Origin of the sequence: Coprothermobacter proteolyticus DSM 5265 (genome assembly GCF_000020945.1) — a bacterium.
Lineage (GTDB): Bacteria > Coprothermobacterota > Coprothermobacteria > Coprothermobacterales > Coprothermobacteraceae > Coprothermobacter > Coprothermobacter proteolyticus.
The window spans coordinates 1,019,743-1,039,760 of the sequence record NC_011295.1 but is presented as its reverse complement, the minus strand read 5'-3'; the positions used below and the strand labels follow the sequence as shown (position 1 = coordinate 1,039,760).

Below are 20,018 nucleotides of genomic sequence, written 5' to 3'. Positions count from 1 at the left end.
ATTATACCCGTATACCCCACGGGGTATACGGGTACGGGTTTACTTTTTTGGTGAAAAACCTTTTATTCTGCTTTTTCTTTTTCTAATATGGCTTTCCGCTTTTCGATGATTTGTTCAGCAATGTTGGGTGGTACTTCTTCGTAACGTACAAATTCCGTGTTGTAGATGCCACGCCCTCCGGTAATGGACATAAAATCTTTAGCATACTCAATAATCTCTGCGTAAGGCACTTCAGCGGTGATGACTTGCCATTTTCCTTCAGCACTGATTCCAAGGACTCTACCTCTGCGAGCATTTATGTCACCCATTATGTCACCTACCAATTCCTCTGGAACTTTAATGGTGATTTTGTAAATGGGTTCCAGAAGAATGGGCTTTGCGTTCATGAAAGCTTCTTGGAATGCTAAAGATCCAGCAATTTGGAAAGCCATATCTGAAGAATCTACTGGGTGGTACTTTCCGTCGAACAACTTTACGTGTACATCAACAACGGGGTATCCGGCAATAACGCCTTTGCTCATACGCTCACGTATGCCTTTATCTACCGAAGGTATGTAGTTGTTGGGTATGGCTCCTCCAAAAATGGCATCTTCAAATTCGTAGCCAGCTGATCTTTCAGTAGGCCAAATTTCTATGAACACTACTCCGTACTGGCCGTGACCGCCCGTTTGCTTTACGTATCTACCCTGGGCTTGCGCTCGCCCTTTTATGGTTTCTCTATAAGGTACTTCTCGTGGTGCCAAAGTCACTTCAACGTGATAGCGATCATGTAGTTTTCCTAATATTGCGTTCAACTGCATTTCTCCTTGAACTTCGATAACTGTTTGCTTCATTTCGCGATCGTAGAAAACTATGAAGGAAGGATCTTCTGTTTGTATCTTATGTAAGCTACTTAGCAACTTCTCCTGGTCTGATTTTGTTTTAGGTTCAATGGCTTTTGGAAGAAGTGGTTGTGGTACATCAAGGCGTGGTACATCCACTTTCACGTTGGGTGTACAGAGTACAGAGTTAGTTGCCAATTCCTCTACCTTAACTATGGCGCCGATGTCGGGAGCCGCAACTGTTTCTGCATCGACTATTTTCTTACCCACGATGAATGAAACCTTGGGTATGGTTATCAACTGTTCTGTGTCTGGATTCCAGAGCTGAGATCCCGTAGTTAGTGATCCCTTCAGCATCTTTATAACGCTTATGCGACCCACATAAGGGTCCATATAAGTTTTCAGGACTATGCCCACGGTGTCAGCATTAGGAAAATCAGACACAGGTAGAGGAGATACATTCTCTGAAAGGAAATCCAGAACATTCTCTAGGCCGCTATCATTGATGCATGAGCCTGCCATTATTGGGAAGAAATTTCCGTTTGCCATGGCACTCTTGAAGCACCTGCTAAGCTCCTCCTGGGTAATCTCTTCTCCGGACAAGTACTTTTCTAATACAACATCATCAGCTTCTGCCACTGCATCTAGAACCATTTCTTTGTACTCAGCTGCAGCGTTTCTCAATTCCTCTGGTAAGCCTGATAAGTCGTCGAAGACGCTAACAACTTTATCATTAGCGTGTACAGATAAAGGTGCAGCTCTATTGGAGAGTAGTGAACGTATTTGATCAACTACTCTACTTTGATCTGCCTCGGCCTTATCCATCTTATTTAGGAAAAATAATGCCGGTTTCTTTTGTTCAAGGTTTAGGTAATAATCCCAAAGCATTTCTGTAGTAACACCGATGTCAGATGAACCGTCCACCACGAATAGGACTGCGTCAGAAAACTTGATTGCTGACATGGAATCCATTTTGAAGTCCAAGAAACCTGGTGTATCTAAAAAATTGATTTTTACATTTTTCCAAACTAGTGGTTCCACTGTCAGGTTGATGGAAATCTGTCTCTCCTGTTCAAAGGGATCAAAGTCGCTCACAGTGTTTTTCGACTCGACCTTGCCTGGTTTGTCGATCACCCCTGCCTTTGCTAATAGGTTCTCTACAAGAGTTGTTTTACCACTCTTTACTGACCCCACTACAGCAACAGTAATCGTTTTTTCAGATAACCCCATACCGGAAAACCTCCATTTTTTAAGGCTTTGTTAACACATTCTACTTTTCCATTATATCATGCAATTTCTCCTTTATCTCGAACGCTCCTACATCATCTTGAGCAAGAACAAAGACCGTATCATCACCAGCTATGCTCCCAATGGCTTTCTTTAGCTGCAAGGAATCTATAGCACGCGCTACGCTTCTTGCTGTACCGGGTACCGTTTTTATAACCAATATGGGGGAGCGGTACTGCATGTCCAAAATACTTTTCTTTACAATGGTTACAATGCGTTCGTCAATAGTCAGTGAGGTTGCCTCAGGCAAGGTATACTCGTAGGTACCATCAGGTAAGAATACTTTCATTGCTCCTATTTTTTTGAGGTCCCTTGATACTGTACTTTGGGTGACTTTAAACCCAGCTTGCTTTAATTTCTCCACTAACTCCTGCTGGGTAGATGTAGGTTCTGTCTTGATGATCTCTCGAAGCGTCTTAAGTCTTTCCGCTGTAGTTCTCTTGCTCCGTTCCATGGTGTACCTCCTATATTAGGAATATTTATACATTCACTTTTACATTTTACACCATGGTTGATCAAATATGAAATGTATAATAAGGTTAATGCAAATTATCGCCGCCCTAAGAAGATACAGAACAGCGCTAACAGAGAATCCTGCGCCGCTGCTATGGTTTTCTGTTGCTAGTTTTTTGTATTTCATGGGTTTTTCGTTTTACTTCACAGTTTTTAACTTGTACTTATCTGAAATTGGTTTTACTCAGTCTGTGATTGGCACGGTGCTAAGTGCACGTTCATTTGGGTCCGTGTTAATGACCATACCAGCTGCCCTGATAATAAACAGAATAGGTTACCGCTATAACTTTCTAACTGCCATGGGCCTTGCTGTCGCAGTCCAGGTTTTAATCCTCCTAACAAAGTCAGTTCCCATGTTGGTATTATTAGGGGGGCTTTTGGGGACGGCAGATGCTTTGTTCATGATAGGAATTTCCCCTTTTATTATGGACCACACCAAAGAGGAGTACAGGAATGAACTTTTTTCCTTGAACAATGCATTACACACCTTTGCTTTTGCTGGTGGTTCTTTTCTCACATTTATCTCTGGTTTCCTGGGTGTAAGAGATCCTATTGCCCTTTATAGGGGAATCATGTGGACTGGTGTTTTGTGTGCTTCCTTGGGCATGGTGATCGTAACCTTAAAGGTGCATACTTCATTGCGAATATCACTGAGCAATCCTTTCACCAGAGAGCGACTTGGGAGCCTTCGTGGGTTTACGCCTTTACTTATCGTGCTCATTGTACCAAGAACTTTAGTTGGTCTCGGCGCAAGTTTGATTATTCCATTCATGAATCTCTACTTTAAGGATATTTTCACTTTACCCGGTCCTCAGATTGGGCTCATCTACACTCTTGGTCAGTTGGCCACGGCGGCTGGAATGTTATTAGTTCCACTAGTAGTGAGACGCCTCGGCAAGGTACGTACAGTAGTAATCACAGAGCTTTTCTCTTTGCCGTTCATGTTTATTCTCGCAAAAGCCGGTTCTCTGGCATACGCTATACCATCTTTTCTTATTAGGCAAGCCCTCATGAACATGTCTACACCGGTTTCTCAGCAGTTTAATATGGAGAATAACGCCTGTGCATTTTAGAACTATAACCAACGGGCTTATGAGCATGGGGGACAATCTATCACGTGCGTTAGGGTTCGCTAATCGCTGGTTACATAATTCAATACAGAGGGTATTCCTACTCTTTCTATGCAGCCATGGTTCTGTATTTTATATCGGCTGTTTTTTATTATGTCTTTCTTTCTCCTTGGGATCGAAAAGGGAGTTCATAAGAGCTTCTAGCGTTTCAGTGTGTAGAAAATGTTCCATTTTGCAGGCATCCAGTTCTGCAATATCCTCAGGGGTACCGCTCTTAATGAGTATTTCTTTTATTGCTTCATGTCTCCTTAAGATGGCTTTTGCCTTTTCAGTACCCTGCTTAGTTAGGAAAATCTTTTTGTAAGGTTCTCTTGTAACTAGCCCTTTTTCCTGCAGCTTTTTTACCATTAAGCTAACCGTTGGTTTTGCCAACACCAAAGCTTTACATAGTTCGGAAACAGTAACACCTTGGTCCCTGTGTGGGTTGCGATAAATAGCTTCTATGATATCTTCTTCTCGTTGTGTGGGTGCTGTGTCTTCCACCATGTTAAATACATTTTAGCAAATACTCTTGCTTTAATGTCTGCGAGGTGTATAATGAGATTGCCCCTAAAATAGGGGAAGAAAGAAGAGGTAAGAAAATGTACGCAGGAACAGTTAAGTGGTTTGATGCTCAGAAAGGTTATGGGTTCATTACCCGCGACGATGGTGAAGGAGACGTTTTTGTTCACTTCTCAGCAATTGAAGGCGATGGCTTTAAGACGCTTAATGAAGGCGAAAAGGTTGAATTCGAAGTTTCCAGAGGCGCTAAGGGGCCTCAAGCAGCTCACGTTGTAAAGAAATAAACATTTGCAACGATAGAAGCTCGAAAGGGCGGCGTAGGCCGCCCTTGTTTTTTTATTATGTGTTGTTATATAATATGCTCAGCCCCTACGTATGAAGGGGTAAACGTTACAGGAGGTACAAAGATGTACACAGGAACAGTTAAGTGGTTTGACGCGAAGAAGGGCTACGGGTTCATTACCCGCGATGATGGTGAAGGAGACGTTTTCGTTCACTTCTCAGCAATTGAAGGAAACGGATTCAAGTCACTGGACCAAGGCGATAAGGTCGAATTTGAAATCGTTAATGGTCCAAAAGGTCCTCAGGCAGCCAAAGTCGTAAAAAAGTAGACATCGAGATAGTCTGAGCAACCTAAGAAGAAGCCCCACATACTTCGGTGTGGGGCTTCTTTATTGGTAAGTAAGAGGGGACCATTTACAACTGCATTATCCTCAGAACCACCTAGGCTTTTTCACGCTTATTGTTCTTCCTTTCCAAGAGGTGTTTCTTCGGAGCCCTTCGATTATTGAGTGAAATCCTATAAGAGAATTGACTAAGCTAATCAAAGGATAATAAAAAACGATGTGCCTTGGGAGTTTGTAGTTGAGAGATGTTTCATACCAGATGAGCATGGTCATGCAAATTGTCTCCAAGGCTAAAAGCCTGTGTGCTGGCTCTAACAATGAGAACAAAGGGTAAATTCCAACTATTAACATCCATGTCCACACAAACAGTGAAGGAATTATCCTCATTCCAGACAAAGCGAAATAACTATTGGACAGGCCTTTGAATGCTTCTCTAAAGCCTCGGTACATACGGCAAGAAACTAAGTTTGACAGGTTATACATGCCTACCTTCATCCCATGCTTGCAGACAAGTTTGGATAACTCGATGTCTTCTACGATCTCTTCCTTTACGGCAGCATGGCCGCCTATCTGCTCGTAAGCGCATCTTTTGAACGTCATAAACTGGCCATTAGCCACACTAAACATGTTGAAAACTGGTGACAAGTAGCTAAGAAAAATAGGGAAAATGGAAACTATACTGTAGTTCATGAACGGTACGGTAATTCGTTCACCAAAGGTCGTGATGAGTTCTCTTGGTATCCCTGATGCGAAGCTCAGATTCCGTCGTTCCATCTCTTGTACCATTGTACTGATCATGTTCGAAGAGTGAATAGTGTCAGCGTCGGTAAAGATGACGATTTCTCCCGTAGAATTCAGAAACAACCTGTAACAAGCCCAATTCTTTCCAGTCCAACCCTCTGGGAGAACATCTTTTGATTCTATGACCTTAAGCTTTTCGCTGTTTATGTTTTTTAGCACTGTGGTTGTTCCGTCCTCTGAGCTGTCATTCAATACCACGATTTCATAGTTAGGGTAATCCTGCATTAAAAGCGATTGCACACATTGACCAATGTTTTCTTCTTCGTTTCTAGCCGGGACCAGAACCGAAACTCTTGGTGTGCCAACGGTGTCTTCCTGCTGTCTTGGGATTCTAATTAGGAAACCGTTTACTATGCTGTTTAGGAACTGATACAAAACAAATATGAAAAGGCCTCTCATCATATACCAAACACTTCTCTGAACTGAGCTGCAATAAGCAATATAGAATTGATCACAGCTAGGGCAAAAAGCTTGTGGTTGTGAAATGTAAGAAAAACAACGAGGGGTAACATGAGAGAGGCAATAACCACAGTTAGTTTGTCGTTATTAGTAGAGCCTTTGGAGAAGTGTTTTAGAATTATGGAAAGAGTAAAGAAAGAGCCCAAGAAAACAGGTACTTCCCACAGCATCAAACCAGACCATATCCCGAAAGTAGTTGTTATGCCTTTTCCGCCCTTAAACTTAAGCAGTGGAGTAAATATGTGTCCAACTACAGGAGCGATACACACAAGGACAAATGCGACAGGCGAAAGATCATATGTGCTGGTTAACATGAATACAGGAATAGCTCCCTTTAAGAAGTCCAATACTAAAGACGGAATTCCTAATGCGACCCCTCCCGCTTTGAAACTGTTGGTAGGCCCTGGGTTGTGATCTTGGCCAAAATCTCTCACGTCTTTGCCGAACAGTAATCCTATAAGGTAAGAGAAAGGTACTGCACCGCACCAAAAACAAAGTAGAAACAAAATTATGTTTATCATGGTTGTTTTTATTCTAACAAATTAACCACTGGCAGCAGGGCAGACTAAGCGACTTTACATGCGCTAAGTGGAATTCAATCAATTGTGAATACGTTGTTTTTGTTCTTATTGCAGTTGCTGCAATGATGTTGTATTATGGCAAAGCTGCTTAACCGAAAAACATAAAAAAACTAACCAAAGAATTTTCTTGCTATCTGGAGAAAGCTCGAGGGGTCTTCTTTGATAGTTGTCAGATCGTCCAATAGATGATCTTGATTTCGCAAGGTAAACTTGTATAAGCGTTTCAAAGTGTTCTTGGACACAAATCTATCCCAAATACTTCTCAGCAAGGCTTGTTGTTTTAGATATTTAGTTACTTCGGTCTTTTTAAGCAGTTCCACGTAAGAAGGTCCTACATTTGGCTGCTCCACAGCCCTAGCAGCTGCAATCCCAGATTTTACAGCTGTTTGTATGCCATCGCCAAGGAATGGTCCACATAATCCTGCAGCATCACCCAATAGGATGACATCCTCTTTGAAAGGTGCTCTAACTGGCCCGGAGATAGGAATTGCCCCTCCTTTGTAATCGAGCAGAGGTCCGTCAAAGGAAAAGTACTGTTTCATTATGCTTTGAACATCTATTTTTCTAAGAGGTTTTTTGGATGCTAAGCCTATCCTTACACCCCCATTTACTGGAAACATCCATATACCATAAGCTCTCGAAACGGTAGGGTCGACTACGAAGGTTATAAAATCATCCTCTGCTGGTCGGCTAATCTTCCATTCATAGCCGTATAACCACTCTTTAACTAGCGGTAATCCAGACGATTTTGCTACCTTGGATAGCGCGCCATCTGCACCGACCAACAGATCATAGCGTATGGTCGTCTCTGTATAATGTGTTTGGACTTTGGCAGTCTTGTTTTCGGTTTTCACAAAAGAGCATCCCAAAGCCAATGTAAAAGAAGAAGGCAGATGCTCCTCGGCTGCCGAAAAGAAAGAATCCTTATCTAGCAAGAATAAGAAAGGTTCTCTTGAACTCAGCAGCACTTCTCCAACATCTTTGAAAATCACTTTCATAGAGGTGAAAGCCCTTATAATGGGTATGCCAAAGGGAAACACTTGTTCAAGCAGCTTTAGGGTGGGAGGTGTAATTAGACCCGTGGATGGGCTCCATAGACGACGTTTCCTCTCGACTATGAGCGACCTTAGGCCTGGGTTGTGCACTGAGTAAGCCAAGGTTAACCCGCTAAAGCTGGCACCAACAATAAGCAGATCAGTGCTATCAGTGGGCTGGTATTCCATAGTGTTTAAGTAATACGGGCAATGCTTTGCTTAAGGCGTCCATGTCCCGCTCTTTGGAGTGTAGTAGTATGATACTCCCCTTTGGGGCGCTGTAAATATACCTTGCTCGTTCATCAACTGACAAGTTTTTACCGTTAGGTTCTGTTATGACGTTCCAAAGCATGATCCTATAACCGTTTTCCTTGCAAATCCTTATAGTGTTTAGGTCATAGAAACCGCCCGGTGGTCTGAAATACTTGATGTTAGGTCTTTTTTGTTTAGCAAGTTTATAAACATGTTCTATTGCTTGGTCAGTAGAGAGGATCTCTTCTTTTTGCTGCTCAGCAGTGGTGTTTCTGAAGTAAATATGATGATATGTGTGGTTGTGTACCTCGCACCCTAAGTTAATCAGTTGCGCAAAGAGATCTTCGTTGTCTTTCAGAGCCGCTCCATACGGGAATAACAAACATGTAAAAGACGCGCCATATTGTTTCTTAAGGGTGATTAGCTTCTTTAAGGCTGGACGGGAGTATCCATCATCTACAGTAATGGTGAAAGGCTTGCTCTGATCGACGAATATCACGCCCGAGGACGATGGTGGAGGAGTATTGTTCATATTCATATTCGTAGTAGCAGTAGTAGTCTCTGGTATGATCAAAAAGGCCAAGTGAACCAGTGGCTGCGCTTTAACAGGTTGCACCATCAGCAAAAACACGAAAAAAAACGAAATAAGGATTTTCTTCATAAAATAATTCTAACATTAGATACACTCGGAACCATGTAGAATATTCTACATGGCCATAACAAGAACTGAGATAAACCTTAAAGAGTTTTCACACATAAAGATTGGTCCAGAATCATGGGTTTGGTCCGTAGACAACTCCCTCGAGATTCTGGATAACCCCACCTTCGTGGTAAACAAGGTGATTTTAGGCAATTGCTCAAAGCTACTTCTTCCAAATAAGCTCGAAGAAGCGTTCTTAAATGTTGACCACGAACCAGTTATCGAGCACAGTGAAGGACTAGTTCATGTATCTAGTGGAACAAGGCTCAGTGATTTGCTTCAGTATGCCATGGAAGAAGGCTTAGGTGGACTGGATTTTATGGCAGGTATTCCGGGCACCTTAGGTGGGCTGGTATGGATGAATGGAGGTGCCTTTGGCAGGCATGTCTGGAACCAGATTTACCAAATTAGAGCTATTACCTCCACAGGAGAAGTAATATGGTTAAAGCCTGGGGATGTGGATGCTGAATACCGTAACAGCCATTTGGATAAGCTTGGTGTAAAGTTTGTTGTTGATGCTTTTCTCTACTACAAACTTCAAGATAAGCAAGATGTTAGATCGCAGATTCTAAGCAATATTGAATACAGAAAGAGAAGACATCCAGTTGAATATCCAAGCTTAGGCAGTACATTCAAGAATTCCAAGGAATACAAAGCTTGGGAACTGCTGACAGAAGTTGGGTTGGCTGGCTACCGCATAGGCGATGCCATGTTTTCTACGAAACATGCCAACTTCATAATAAACTTAGGAAGTGCTACCCGAGAGGACGTTCTAGGTCTCATTAAATTGGGACAAGCACGGGTTTACAACCGTTTTGGCATTTGGCTGGAGCCGGAGATAGTCATTCTCTAAAAATGATCAGTTCTACAAATTCTCATTCTTTTCTTTGGTCTTTTGGCCCCATGTGCCTTATGTCACTGCCTTCTACTAGGAAGAAGGTTTCTTCAGCAATGTTGGTGGCCAAATCGGAAATGCGTTCTAGATCCTTGCTAGTGAATATGAGGTCTAGTGCTTTGTTTATGTTCCTCGGGTCTGCCAATATGTATGACATGAGCTCCCTAATTATCTGCTCCTGGAGCTGATCCACCAAGACATCTTTCTCGATGGCTTGTCTTGCAAGATGCGTGTCTTCTTTAAAGAAGCTATCCAGAGCTTCCTTAGTGATTTCCTGAGCTGTTTCAGCCATGCGTGGTAAATCGATGAGAGGCTTCAGTAGGGGCTCTTTTATGATCTCTTTTGCCCGCCGAGCAATGTTCTCACAATGATCTCCCATGCGCTCTAGATCTTTGTCAATTTTCAGTACTGCTACGACGCGTCTAAGGTCGTGGGCGACAGGCTGATATCTGGCTAAGGTTATCAAACATTCTTCATCTATGCGCTTTTCGAGTTCGTTTATCCGTGGCTCCAAGTCCTCTATAATTTGATCAGCATCGGTAGGATCTTTCTCCACCATAGTTCTTATTGCTTTTACTATGGCGTCTTCAACTAATCCTCCCATTTCAGAAAGTAAGCTGTTTATCTCTGATACTCTTTCATTTAGCATGGCAATCAGCCTCCTAGCCGAATTTACCTGTTACGTACCTTTGAGTTCTCTCGTCTTTAGGATTTGTGAAAATGATGTCTGTCTTGTTGAATTCTACTAGATAACCACTTAGGAAAAAGGCCGTAAAGTCGGAAACGCGAGCTGCTTGGTACATGTTATGAGTAACTAAGACTATGGTATAGTTCTTCTTTAATTCCAGAATGAGTTCTTCTACTCGTGATGTAGCTGCAGGATCCAGAGCGCTGGTTGGTTCGTCCATCAGTAAGACCTCAGGATCCACAGCAATGGCTCTTGCAATACACAGTCGTTGTTGCTGTCCTCCTGACAAGTCGAAGGCGTTACTGCTTAGTCTGTTTTGTACTTCCTCCCACAATCCAGCTGCTATTAAGGCTGTTTTGACCTTCTCTTGCAGGAGGCGCTTATCCTTTATGCCCTGTAAGCGAAGACCATAAGCCACGTTGTCGAAAATGCTCATAGGGAAGGGGTTTGGTTTTTGAAAAACCATACCCACGCGGCGTCTCAGAATAATGGGGTCCATCTGGTAGATGTTTTCACCGCCTAAAAGGATTTCACCTTCCATCCTAAAGTCCGGAGATAGGTCGTTTAACCTATTAAGTGTTCTAAGGAACGTGGTTTTCCCGCATCCTGAGGGGCCTATGATGGCAGTTACTGTTTTTTCCTCTATGCCCAAGTTTACGTTGTGCAGTATTTGGGCGTTTCCGAAATAAACACTCACGTCGCGCGCTTCAATTTTCAAAGCCATCGTTGAATCCTCCTACTGTAAATGTAAGCAAGTATTCTAATCAGCAAAACTATGATGAGCAAAATAAACCCGGAAGCAGCAGCAATAGGCAAAACTTCAGCAAATTTGCTGTGCTGTGTTGCCAAAATAAAGATGTGATACGGCAGTGCCATAAAACTCTTGCTCGGGTCAAGAGTCACAGTGGGTTGGTAAAACACCACTCCAGTTAAAAGTATGGGCGCTGTTTCGCCGAGTGCTCTACTCAATGCTAAAAAGAGACCAGAAAGCATACCACCTGAGGCGTACTTAAATGAAACGTCTCTCCAAACCTCCCAAGCATTTGCACCCAACGCTATTGCTGCCTCTTTCTGGGCATTGGGAACCAGGCGTAGTGCTTCTTCGGTTGTGGTAATGATTACAGGTAGATTCATCACAGAAAGTGTAAGCGCTGAAGATAAAAGAGAAAGTCTTAAGTTCATAAGACGGACGAAGAAAGCTAGGCCGAACAAACCAAATACAATGGCAGGTACGCCGCTTAATGTCCTTATTGAACTTCTAAGCAAGCGAGTCAAAGTGTTATCAGGTGCAAATTCGGCGAAATAGACACCAGCAAGCACACCTAAGGGAGTTGATATAACTAAAACCCAAAGGGCCAAGTAAAGAGAACCGAAGAGTGGTGCAAATACACCGCCAGCTGTCATACCATTAGTGGGGTTGGTAAACAGAAACTCTAAAGACAGCTTTCCTTCTGAGAGTATGTAAAGGTGAACAGCGACCCAAATAACAAAAATGACTGCAGAAAAATATGCAACTCCGCTAACTACAACCCAGGCTGAATCTGATGTCTTCCTCATTGGATCTTCACCCTAACTTTAGACGTTATGAGGCCAGAAAGATAGTTTACCAGAAGTGCAATCAAGAGAAGTATCAAACCAATTAAAAACAAAACATTGTAGTGTGTTGAGCCAGCTACGGTTTCAGGCATTTCTATGGCTAGGACACCTGTCATTGTCTCGCCAGGCTGTAGGGGACTTTTAGGTACCATTGCGACGTTCCCAACAGCCATAATCACTGCCATTGTTTCACCAATGGCTCTGCCAAAACTAAGTAAGACGCTGGAAATAAAAGCGGGTTTAACAAATTGAAACAAAACTCCTATGGCAGCCTGCCATTTAGAAGCTCCAAGCGCTAACGCTCCTTCTTTGTAAATCTCAGGGATGTTTTGGAAAGCATCGCTTAATACGCTTACCATGGTAGGTAAGACCATAATGGCCAATGTTATTCCACCGTTGAGCATGGTTAAACCGCTACTAAGGTGGAATACCTTAGCGATTAGTGGGGCAATAGCGGTCAGTGCGAGAAATCCCATGATTACAGACGGGATTCCAGCCAATAGGCTAAAGAAGACATCTGTAGCAGAACGTAGTGCTTTCGACATGAACTGGCTGGAAAAAACAGCTGCCAAGAATGAGAGTGGCACGGATATTACCAAGGCAATTACGGTGGTCCAAAGGGACCCGGCTATGAAGGGAAGAATGCCCCAGCTGCTTCCTGAATAACCTCTGGGATTCCATGTAGTACTAAAAAAAGCGCTTAAAGGAACTTGGCTTAACGCCTTAAGTGCTGGCATGCACATAAAGAAGATTATGAGGGCCACAGTAAAACTTGCCAGCACCGCAGCTGCGGTGCTGGCAAATCTGAATACTTTTTCCGCACGACTATTGGTTGAGTAATGCCTCACTGATAGCTCTCTCCTCAGGTCCAATGGGGTAGAATCCGTTTTCTTCCACAATGGCTTGACCTTCCTCGCTAATTTCAAAGGATAGGAAATCTTTTACAGCCTGTGTTAGGGGCATTTTAACATACTGGTACAATGGTCTGGCCAACGGATATAGTTTTTGATCAATAGCTTGAAGGTCAGTGGAGCTGTAGTAGTTGTTGCCATCAGTGGAAACCAAAACTTGTTTTACTTGGTTCTGAGCCTGTTTGAAATATCCCACACCTACGTATCCTATGGCCGTTTCATCCTGAGCTACGGCATTTATAATATCGCTGTTACCGTTCATGGATCTCATGCTAGAGGCATAATCTCCTTTGACAGCTACATCCCTGAAAAATGTGAATGTACCACTGTTGCTCTGGCGTCCATACAATGTTATCGGCATATCTTTTCCACCGACTTCTTTCCAGTTCGTTATTTCTCCACGATATATTTTCCCAATTTGATCCAAAGTGAGTTTCTCAACAGGGTTATTCTGGTGGACAATAACAGTTATGCCATCTCTTGCGTCAATGAATGTTCCTATTTCAATGTTATTTGCTTTTGCCTGATCTAGTTCTTCCTGAGAAATCTCTCTAGAGGAATTTGCAATGTCTATTTCACCGTTGATTAAAGCAGCTATACCTGAGCCGCTTCCACCTCCGGAAACAGAAATGGTTATGTCTGGATGTTGATTACGAAATTCTTCTGCGAGCGCTTGCACCATGTTTACCTCTGTGTCTGAGCCCTTTATCACGATGCTTTTACTTTCTGTATTCCCAGCATTCTCAGGTTGTGTAGTACATCCTGCTAAAAGCAGCGCTGCTACAAGTATAAACCCTACAACGCTAACGTACCTTCTTCTCATGTATTTCCCTCCTTTATTTGTGTAACTAACTACATTCTAGGAACCATTGGTAAAGAAATGGTAAAGATGGCACCGTGGGGTACGTTCGGCTTGTAATCAAGGGTTAAGTTGTTTAATTCGCATGCTTTCTTAGCTATAAACAAACCCAGCCCAACACTCTTAGTGGTGTTAAAAGGTGTGAAAAGCCTATCCAGTACCTGTGGTGGTAATCCGGGCCCATGGTCTTCTACGCTTATCTGGTGCTCATCGATGAAGACCACGGGATCTTCTCCGTAGGTAACTGCGTTGTCAAGGAGATTTTTAATAGCCATGAGAAGCAATTTCTTGTTTACTGTCCACGTTCCTTCACGCTGCATAATTACTGGGACATCAAATACTCCCTTTATGTATTCTGCTACTTCATCAAGGTGAACATCTTCTGGCTCTAACTGACTCAGACTTGCGAAATCTGTAAGCTGCTGAGAAAGCCTATCCAACCTATCAATACTTTCTTCAACCTTTGACATGTATGGTTCATTAAGATAGTCCAGCGATAATGAAAGATTGTTCAGAGCATTTCTGATTTCATGCACCACATGGTATATGAGTATGTTTACTTGCTCCGTTTGCTCAACTTTAGACGTTGTTTCACGCACCACGATTAGGGTGTTTTCTTCTGTGAAGCGATCTACTTGAAAGTTGCGTTCTCTGGTGGGGCTCATGATAGCAAATGAATCACGCGTTAGAAGAGCTTCTCTAATGTCAGTGCGCCTAACGTTTACAGAAATTGGAGCATCAGGCACAAAAGAAAAAAAAGGAAGTTCTGATATTTGCTTAGTGGCCAATACCACATTGTCGCTGTCAATAACAAAAGCTGCCATACCTAAGCGTTCGAGTATTTGTATGTCACGGCTGGTAAACATATCCTAATGCCCTTATGGCCCTGATTTTCTCTTTTAGCCAGGGTGCTTTCTTCTTAAGGTTGTGTATGTGTACGTCAACAGCCTTGGGGGTTTCAGCCTTCTCACTTATGCCTTCGAGCAGTTCCTCGCGACTAAAAACTTGGCCGGGGTTTTCAAGAAGGAGCTGCAGCAAACGCGCTTCGGTTGCTGTAAGCTCAACACGTTGTCCCTCTGTAGTGATAAGAAAGTGGTTTTCCACCTTAGCCTCTGGAGCATCTTTGGCTTCTTCCATTAATAGTCGGTTTATACGTGCGATTAGCTCTTTCATTCTAATTGGTTTAAATACGTAATCAGCAGCTCCAAGCTCCAACGCTTTTACCACATCTTCTTCTGCGCTGCGAGCAGAAACTACAATGACCGGTGTTCTGTCTTTTCGGTGTCTCAAAACTTCTAGAACTCTGAATCCGTCTAGATTCGGAAGCATGAGATCAAGAAGAATCAAATGTCCCGATGGTTTCAAATCCAAAAAAGAGGCCCCATCTTCATAATGTTCGACTTGGAAGCCGAATTCTTCTAAACGGTTGGCAAGCAGCTCAGCAAAAGAAACATCGTCTTCTACAAGGATAATTTTAAGCTTCCCACCCATAACTCTATTATAATAAACGTTGGTATGGCAAATCAGTTTGTACACTTGCATGTTCACAGTGCTTATTCTCTTCTGGATGGTGTTACTCTGCCTAAAAAGTTAGTGCAGAGGGCTAAAGATCTTGGCATGCCAGCGATAGCCATAACTGACCATGGAGTTACTTATGGGTTGGTAGAGTTCGTCAGTGAAGCTCAAAGGTTGGGAATAAAGCCGATCGTTGGGGTTGAAGGTTATCAAGCGCAACGGGATAGAAAGAAACGAGAAGGCAATAAGGATAAAGAACCATTTCACCTCGTTTTACTTGTTAAAAACGCCCTTGGCTTTAGAAACTTGAACATATTGCTTACGAAAGCCTATTTAGAAGGCTTTTACTACAGACCCAGATTTGATTGGGAGCTTTTAGAGCAATACCATGAAGGTCTTATAGCTTCCTCTGCTTGTTTAGCTGGAGCAATACCCCGTGCTCTACTTGAGGGTGACGAGAAAAAAGCTCTGGAGCTAGCGGGGCGCTACCAAGACATTTTCGGCAAAGGCAACTTTTATTTGGAAATAATGGACCACAATTTGGCAGATCAGCAGCGAGTTAACAAGGCCATTGTCGAGCTTTCAAAGCGAACCGGTATTCCGCTCCTGGTTACAAATGATGTGCACTATGGTAGACCTGAAGAGTACTCCATACAAGATGTGCTCATGGCAATTGCCACTGGTGCCACTTTAAACGATCCTAACAGATTCAAGTATGAGACTGACCAAATGTACTTAAAGTCAGCCGACGAGATGTGGGAACGTTTTTCTGAAACTCCTGAAGCACTGCTTAATTCGCTTGCCATTGCTGAGATGGTGGATTTCATGTTGCCGCTAGGCGAGCAACATTTACCAAAATTCTCCGTGCCTGAAGGTTATACGGAGAATTCCTATTTAAGAAAGCTTACTCAAGATGGACTGCTCAAGAGGTACGGCGATAACCCCAGTAAAGAAGTTTTGGATCGGATGGAATATGAGCTTTCAGTTATTGAAAAAATGGGATTTGCTGGCTATTTCCTCATCGTGCAGGATTACATAAACTGGGCAAAATCCCAAGGTATTCCAGTGGGGCCTGGACGAGGCAGTGCTGCAGGTTCCTTAGTAGCTTACCTGACCGGTATAACTGATGTGGATCCCCTGCAGTATGGTCTTCTTTTTGAAAGATTCTTGAACCCAGAGCGCATCTCCATGCCTGATATTGACGTAGACTTCTGCGCTCGCAGGCGCGATGAAGTCCTTAGGTATGTCAGGAATAAATACGGTGAGGAGAACGTGGCACAGATAGCGACGTTTGGTACCTTGGCTGCCCGTGCCGCCATAAGAGATGTGGGGAGAGTTCTTGGTGTGCCTCTAGCATTGGTGGACCGGCTTTCAAAAAGTATTCCTCAAAACATGGAATTGGCGCACGCAGAGAAACTAGACGATGTTAAAAATCTCATAAGTCAAAACCCAGACCTAGCAAGAGTTTTAGAGATTGCAAAACAGGTAGAAGGTCTTCCAAGACATGCTTCCACTCATGCTGCTGGTGTGGTGATCGCTGACAAGCCCCTTTACGAATACGTGGCTTTGCAGGCTTCCTCAGATGAAGCTGGCATCAATGTGACCACTCAACTAGCAAAAGACGATGTGGAGAAACTGGGCTTGCTTAAGATGGATTTCCTTGGTCTTAGGAACATGACTGTGATTAGCGACGCACTTAGGTGGATAAAGGAGCGCTATGGCATAGATGTAGACCTTAATAAACTTTCCAAAGATGATTCGAAAGTTTACGAGATGCTTTCAGCTGGAGAAACAGTGGCAGTGTTTCAGCTGGAAAGTTCTGGATTCCGTTCCTTCCTAAAAGATCTTAAACCCACGAGATTTGAAGAGATCATAGCTGCTGAGGCTTTATACAGGCCAGGTACATTGGGCAGTGGTGGGGTTAAGTCTTATGTGGATAGGAAACACGGCAGGGAACCCGTGGACTACTTTCACGACGACCTGAAGCCCATTTTGGAAGAGACATACGGTATTATCGTCTATCAGGAACAAATAATGCAAATTGCTTCAGTCATAGCAGGTTATTCTTTAGGCGAAGCTGACGTCCTGCGTAGAGCTATTAGTAAGAAAAAAGAAGAAGAAATACTTAAGTTACGAGAAGATTTCGTAAGCCGCGGTGTGCAACGAGGATATGCCAGAGAAACTGTTGAAAAGATTTACGAGACCATAGTACATTTTGCCGAATACGGATTCAATAAGTCCCATTCAGCAGCCTATGCCCATGTGACTTACTACACAGCTTGGTTAAAGTCTTACTATCCTACAGAGTACTTTGCAGCTCTTCTGGCAAGTTTTGTGGACAACACGGAAAAGCTCAAAGTTTACATATCTGAAGCACGGAGGTTAGGCATAAAAATACTACCTCCTGATGTGAACAAATCGGAGCATTACTTCATTCCGGAAGGTGAAAACGAAATACGTTTTGGTTTGCTTGGTATTAAAAACGTGGGCTTAGCAGCGGTGGAAGAAATTCTGAAGACCAGAGCAACAGGAGGACCATTTAGCTCTTTTCAAGATTTTTTGCTCCGTGTGAATGATCGTGTGGTAAATAAGAAGGTAACCGAAAGCCTTATTAGGGCTGGGGCTTTTGATAGTTTGGGCGATCGGAAAAGTTTACTGCGTCAGCTTTCTACCGGGATAACTACTCAAACTCTTTTCCAAATTGAGGACACTTCGAACGACGACTTATCCTTAGATCCCATGGAAGACGAGCGTGAATATTTGGGGCTTTATATCACTACGCATCCTTTAGAGCGGTACATGGCTATTCTGAGTAATCAAAACTTGACTGCTCTGGATTCAGTGGGAGAAATAGATGGCTTGGTACAAGTTGGAGGCTTCGTTTCCAGCACCAGGGTGAGAAAGAGTAGAAACAACAATCAATACATGACATTCACCCTGGAGGACTTAACGTCGCAAGTAGAAGTAACAGTGTTGCCACAAAAATTCGATGCTTTTAAGCCAATCATTTCAAAACCTGGCATTATTACATTAAGTGCCCGCGTAGAATCTGAAGACGAGAAGAGTCGCCTCATCGCTGAGTCACTGATCTCGTTTTCTCCGCTTAGTGAACTAGATGATAAACTCAAAGAGCTCGATGGTAAAGGTGTTTTGCGCATTGTCCTGAGGTCGGAACAAGTGTCGGTGGAAAAACTTAAGAAACTAAAGGTTCTTTTGAAGCAGCATAAAGGACCGACCCCCGTTGAATTTACAGTCCATTTGGATGGATCCATTTACCGTGTTTTGTTACCAAACAGCTATTGGGTTTCTTTCACTGCTGAACTTCAAGAAGCACTTTTTAGCCTTTTCAACCCCATGAATGTATCGTTCCGGAGCTTTGGTGGATGAGTCAGGAGGAACACCTTAAACAGTTTGCTTCAAAGCTTTGGTTAACAGATTATTTACATGGTTACCGGACTCCAGAGGATTTGTGGACTTTCGGTATCGAAGACAGTTTAGCTGTGTTAAATCACGTGGAGCTTCGTGGTAGGGTTCTAGACATTGGACCAGGAGGCGGTTTACCCGGAATCGTATTGGCAATCGTATTAAGAGATGTGCAATTCACTTTGGTGGACAGCTCGCAAAAATCTTGTAAATTCTTGACGGAAATCACATCTGCTCTCGGATTAACAAATGTACAGGTCTTGCATGAGCGCATAGAAGATTTCGGAAAAGTTCATCGTGAGGAGTACGACTTTGCCATTAGCAGGGCTGTGGCAGAGATCAGAATTTTGGCAGAATACGTGGCTGCACCTTTGAAGGTTGGCGGCATGGCAGTGCTTTGGAAGGGTCCGTCTTGGGTTGAGGAGCTACGCACTGCACAGAATGCCTTGGCTAAGTTGAGATTGGCCTTCAAAGAAAATCATGATTATTTTTTGGATGACCGTTTTAGAACTCTTGTAGTGCTTAGTAAAGAAGCTCCAACTCCACATGGTTTTCCACGTAAAGCAGGGATCCCAGAAAAAAGGCCTTTGTAGGAGGTGTTTGTTTAATGTTTTATTTGTCTCTTTTGAAAGCTGCAGCGCTAGGTGTAGTTGAAGGTGTGACTGAGTTTTTACCTGTATCATCAACAGGTCATCTCATCATTGTCAATCAATGGATTCGTTTTCCCGAACCATTCAATGCGTCTTTCGATGTCATCGTGCAGATGGGAGCTATTTTGGCAGTGGTAATGCTTTTTTGGAATGAGTACAATGTTTTTAATTCAAAGGAAAAACAGCATGTGCTTATAAACTACAGAAACATCATTGTAGCCATAATCCCTGCCATCATTGTTGGGGCTACCTTTGGTGATGTTATTCAGACGTATCTTTTTTCCGTCTTGACTGTGTCAATTGCACTTATCTTGGGTGCTCTGTTCCTTTGGTATGCAGAGAGGAACAGCTCAGGAACAGTGCATAAAGTGGGGAGCATAAATGCTCTTACGGCGCTAAAAATCGGTTTATTCCAGCTGCTTTCCTATTTTCCCGGTTTTAGCAGGTCGGCAGCAAGTATCGGTGGTGGCATGCTTTCTGGTCTTACAAGGGAAACAGCTGCTCAGTTTTCCTTCTTGCTTGGTGCACCAACTTTGCTAGCTGCTGGTGGGTATGAGCTGTTAAAATCAGGATTCTCTTTCACCATGCAGGAGTGGGCTGTGCTATTAGTGGGCTGTTTATTTTCCTTTTTGAGTGCGTACTTAGTAGTTAAACCATTCTTGCAGTTTGTTAGCAAAAGGAGTTATAAGCCTTTCATCATCTATCGTGTAGTGCTTGGGGCGCTGTTACTGGTGATGTATTTTCTCTAATACGCCTTATTAGTAGTACAATAGGGG

The 20,018-nt window shown here is 43.1% G+C and carries 21 protein-coding genes; 7 read left to right on the top strand and 14 right to left on the bottom strand.

Annotation, left to right across the window (positions count from 1 at the left end; translation table 11 throughout):
• Nucleotides 1-62: 62 nt before the first annotated feature.
• Together COPRO5265_RS05510 and argR are read right to left on the bottom strand one after the other, a co-directional pair.
• Entirely contained in the window at nucleotides 63-2,051 is a 1,989-nt protein-coding gene (locus COPRO5265_RS05510; protein WP_012543451.1) for an elongation factor G, read from the bottom strand.
• 40 nt (nucleotides 2,052-2,091) lie between these two features.
• On the bottom strand, nucleotides 2,092-2,562 hold the full coding sequence (argR, locus tag COPRO5265_RS05505; RefSeq protein WP_012544318.1) for an arginine repressor: 471 nt from the start codon (nucleotides 2,560-2,562) through the stop codon (nucleotides 2,092-2,094).
• 88 nt (nucleotides 2,563-2,650) lie between these two features.
• Between argR and COPRO5265_RS05500 the strand changes: the two genes are divergently transcribed.
• A complete protein-coding gene (locus tag COPRO5265_RS05500) occupies nucleotides 2,651-3,694 on the top strand; it encodes an MFS transporter (RefSeq protein WP_158300394.1) in 1,044 nt (347 codons plus the stop codon).
• 129 nt (nucleotides 3,695-3,823) lie between these two features.
• On the opposite strand, the gene COPRO5265_RS05495 is transcribed toward COPRO5265_RS05500, so the two are convergent.
• The gene (locus tag COPRO5265_RS05495; RefSeq protein ID WP_012544495.1) at nucleotides 3,824-4,237 is read right to left on the bottom strand and encodes a metal-dependent transcriptional regulator; all 414 of its coding nucleotides are present in this window, start codon (nucleotides 4,235-4,237) and stop codon (nucleotides 3,824-3,826) included.
• A gap of 95 nt (nucleotides 4,238-4,332) precedes the next feature.
• Here COPRO5265_RS05495 and COPRO5265_RS05490 point away from each other — a divergent pair, with 95 nt between their 5' ends.
• Together COPRO5265_RS05490 and COPRO5265_RS05485 are read left to right on the top strand one after the other, a co-directional pair.
• Nucleotides 4,333-4,536 (top strand): cold-shock protein, encoded by a 204-nt coding sequence (locus COPRO5265_RS05490; RefSeq protein ID WP_018963422.1) that lies wholly within the window; start codon nucleotides 4,333-4,335, stop codon nucleotides 4,534-4,536.
• Nucleotides 4,537-4,659: 123 nt separating this feature from the next.
• A complete protein-coding gene (locus tag COPRO5265_RS05485; RefSeq protein WP_041735753.1) occupies nucleotides 4,660-4,863 on the top strand; it encodes a cold shock domain-containing protein in 204 nt (67 codons plus the stop codon).
• 102 nt (nucleotides 4,864-4,965) lie between these two features.
• Here the strand turns inward: COPRO5265_RS05485 and COPRO5265_RS05480 are convergent, their stop codons facing one another.
• From COPRO5265_RS05480 to COPRO5265_RS05465, 4 genes are all read right to left on the bottom strand, one after another.
• Nucleotides 4,966-6,081 carry a glycosyltransferase gene (locus COPRO5265_RS05480; protein ID WP_012543540.1) on the bottom strand — a complete coding sequence of 372 codons (1,116 nt, stop codon included), beginning with the start codon at nucleotides 6,079-6,081 and terminating at the stop codon, nucleotides 4,966-4,968.
• On the bottom strand, nucleotides 6,078-6,659 hold the full coding sequence (locus tag COPRO5265_RS05475; RefSeq protein ID WP_012543610.1) for a glycerol-3-phosphate acyltransferase: 582 nt from the start codon (nucleotides 6,657-6,659) through the stop codon (nucleotides 6,078-6,080). Before COPRO5265_RS05475 ends, COPRO5265_RS05480 begins: the two co-directional genes overlap by 4 nt.
• Before the next feature lie 170 nt (nucleotides 6,660-6,829).
• Nucleotides 6,830-7,942 (bottom strand): geranylgeranyl reductase family protein, encoded by a 1,113-nt coding sequence (locus COPRO5265_RS05470; RefSeq protein WP_012544781.1) that lies wholly within the window; start codon nucleotides 7,940-7,942, stop codon nucleotides 6,830-6,832.
• Nucleotides 7,923-8,666 (bottom strand): polysaccharide deacetylase family protein, encoded by a 744-nt coding sequence (locus COPRO5265_RS05465; protein WP_012544088.1) that lies wholly within the window; start codon nucleotides 8,664-8,666, stop codon nucleotides 7,923-7,925. The genes COPRO5265_RS05470 and COPRO5265_RS05465 overlap by 20 nt, the downstream gene beginning before the upstream one ends.
• Before the next feature lie 49 nt (nucleotides 8,667-8,715).
• Here COPRO5265_RS05465 and murB point away from each other — a divergent pair, with 49 nt between their 5' ends.
• Nucleotides 8,716-9,558, top strand: a complete 843-nt coding sequence (murB, locus tag COPRO5265_RS05460; protein ID WP_012544558.1) for a UDP-N-acetylmuramate dehydrogenase — start codon at nucleotides 8,716-8,718, stop codon at nucleotides 9,556-9,558.
• 22 nt (nucleotides 9,559-9,580) lie between these two features.
• Here the strand turns inward: murB and phoU are convergent, their stop codons facing one another.
• From phoU to COPRO5265_RS05425, 7 genes are read right to left on the bottom strand one after another with little or no spacing between them, the layout of a single operon-like run.
• Nucleotides 9,581-10,249 (bottom strand): phosphate signaling complex protein PhoU, encoded by a 669-nt coding sequence (phoU, locus tag COPRO5265_RS05455; RefSeq protein WP_012544566.1) that lies wholly within the window; start codon nucleotides 10,247-10,249, stop codon nucleotides 9,581-9,583.
• 13 nt (nucleotides 10,250-10,262) lie between these two features.
• Entirely contained in the window at nucleotides 10,263-11,012 is a 750-nt protein-coding gene (pstB, locus tag COPRO5265_RS05450) for a phosphate ABC transporter ATP-binding protein PstB (RefSeq protein ID WP_041735752.1), read from the bottom strand.
• The gene (gene pstA / locus COPRO5265_RS05445) at nucleotides 11,003-11,845 is read right to left on the bottom strand and encodes a phosphate ABC transporter permease PstA (protein ID WP_012543629.1); all 843 of its coding nucleotides are present in this window, start codon (nucleotides 11,843-11,845) and stop codon (nucleotides 11,003-11,005) included. The genes pstB and pstA overlap by 10 nt, the downstream gene beginning before the upstream one ends.
• Entirely contained in the window at nucleotides 11,842-12,783 is a 942-nt protein-coding gene (gene pstC / locus COPRO5265_RS05440) for a phosphate ABC transporter permease subunit PstC (RefSeq protein WP_236608194.1), read from the bottom strand. Before pstC ends, pstA begins: the two co-directional genes overlap by 4 nt.
• Nucleotides 12,710-13,618, bottom strand: a complete 909-nt coding sequence (locus COPRO5265_RS05435) for a PstS family phosphate ABC transporter substrate-binding protein (protein WP_012543428.1) — start codon at nucleotides 13,616-13,618, stop codon at nucleotides 12,710-12,712. Before COPRO5265_RS05435 ends, pstC begins: the two co-directional genes overlap by 74 nt.
• 29 nt (nucleotides 13,619-13,647) lie before the next feature.
• Entirely contained in the window at nucleotides 13,648-14,520 is an 873-nt protein-coding gene (locus tag COPRO5265_RS05430) for a sensor histidine kinase (RefSeq protein WP_012544294.1), read from the bottom strand.
• Nucleotides 14,504-15,145, bottom strand: a complete 642-nt coding sequence (locus COPRO5265_RS05425; RefSeq protein ID WP_234397933.1) for a response regulator transcription factor — start codon at nucleotides 15,143-15,145, stop codon at nucleotides 14,504-14,506. The genes COPRO5265_RS05430 and COPRO5265_RS05425 overlap by 17 nt, the downstream gene beginning before the upstream one ends.
• Before the next feature lie 24 nt (nucleotides 15,146-15,169).
• Between COPRO5265_RS05425 and COPRO5265_RS05420 the strand changes: the two genes are divergently transcribed.
• Genes COPRO5265_RS05420 through COPRO5265_RS05410 form a run of 3 tightly spaced genes read left to right on the top strand, consistent with a single transcriptional unit; the run spans nucleotide 15,170 to nucleotide 19,991 of the window.
• Entirely contained in the window at nucleotides 15,170-18,556 is a 3,387-nt protein-coding gene (locus COPRO5265_RS05420) for a DNA polymerase III subunit alpha (protein WP_012543871.1), read from the top strand.
• Nucleotides 18,553-19,185, top strand: a complete 633-nt coding sequence (rsmG, locus tag COPRO5265_RS05415; RefSeq protein WP_012544715.1) for a 16S rRNA (guanine(527)-N(7))-methyltransferase RsmG — start codon at nucleotides 18,553-18,555, stop codon at nucleotides 19,183-19,185. Before COPRO5265_RS05420 ends, rsmG begins: the two co-directional genes overlap by 4 nt.
• A 14-nt stretch (nucleotides 19,186-19,199) precedes the next feature.
• The gene (locus COPRO5265_RS05410) at nucleotides 19,200-19,991 is read left to right on the top strand and encodes an undecaprenyl-diphosphate phosphatase (RefSeq protein WP_012544079.1); all 792 of its coding nucleotides are present in this window, start codon (nucleotides 19,200-19,202) and stop codon (nucleotides 19,989-19,991) included.
• Nucleotides 19,992-20,018: the final 27 nt, after the last annotated feature.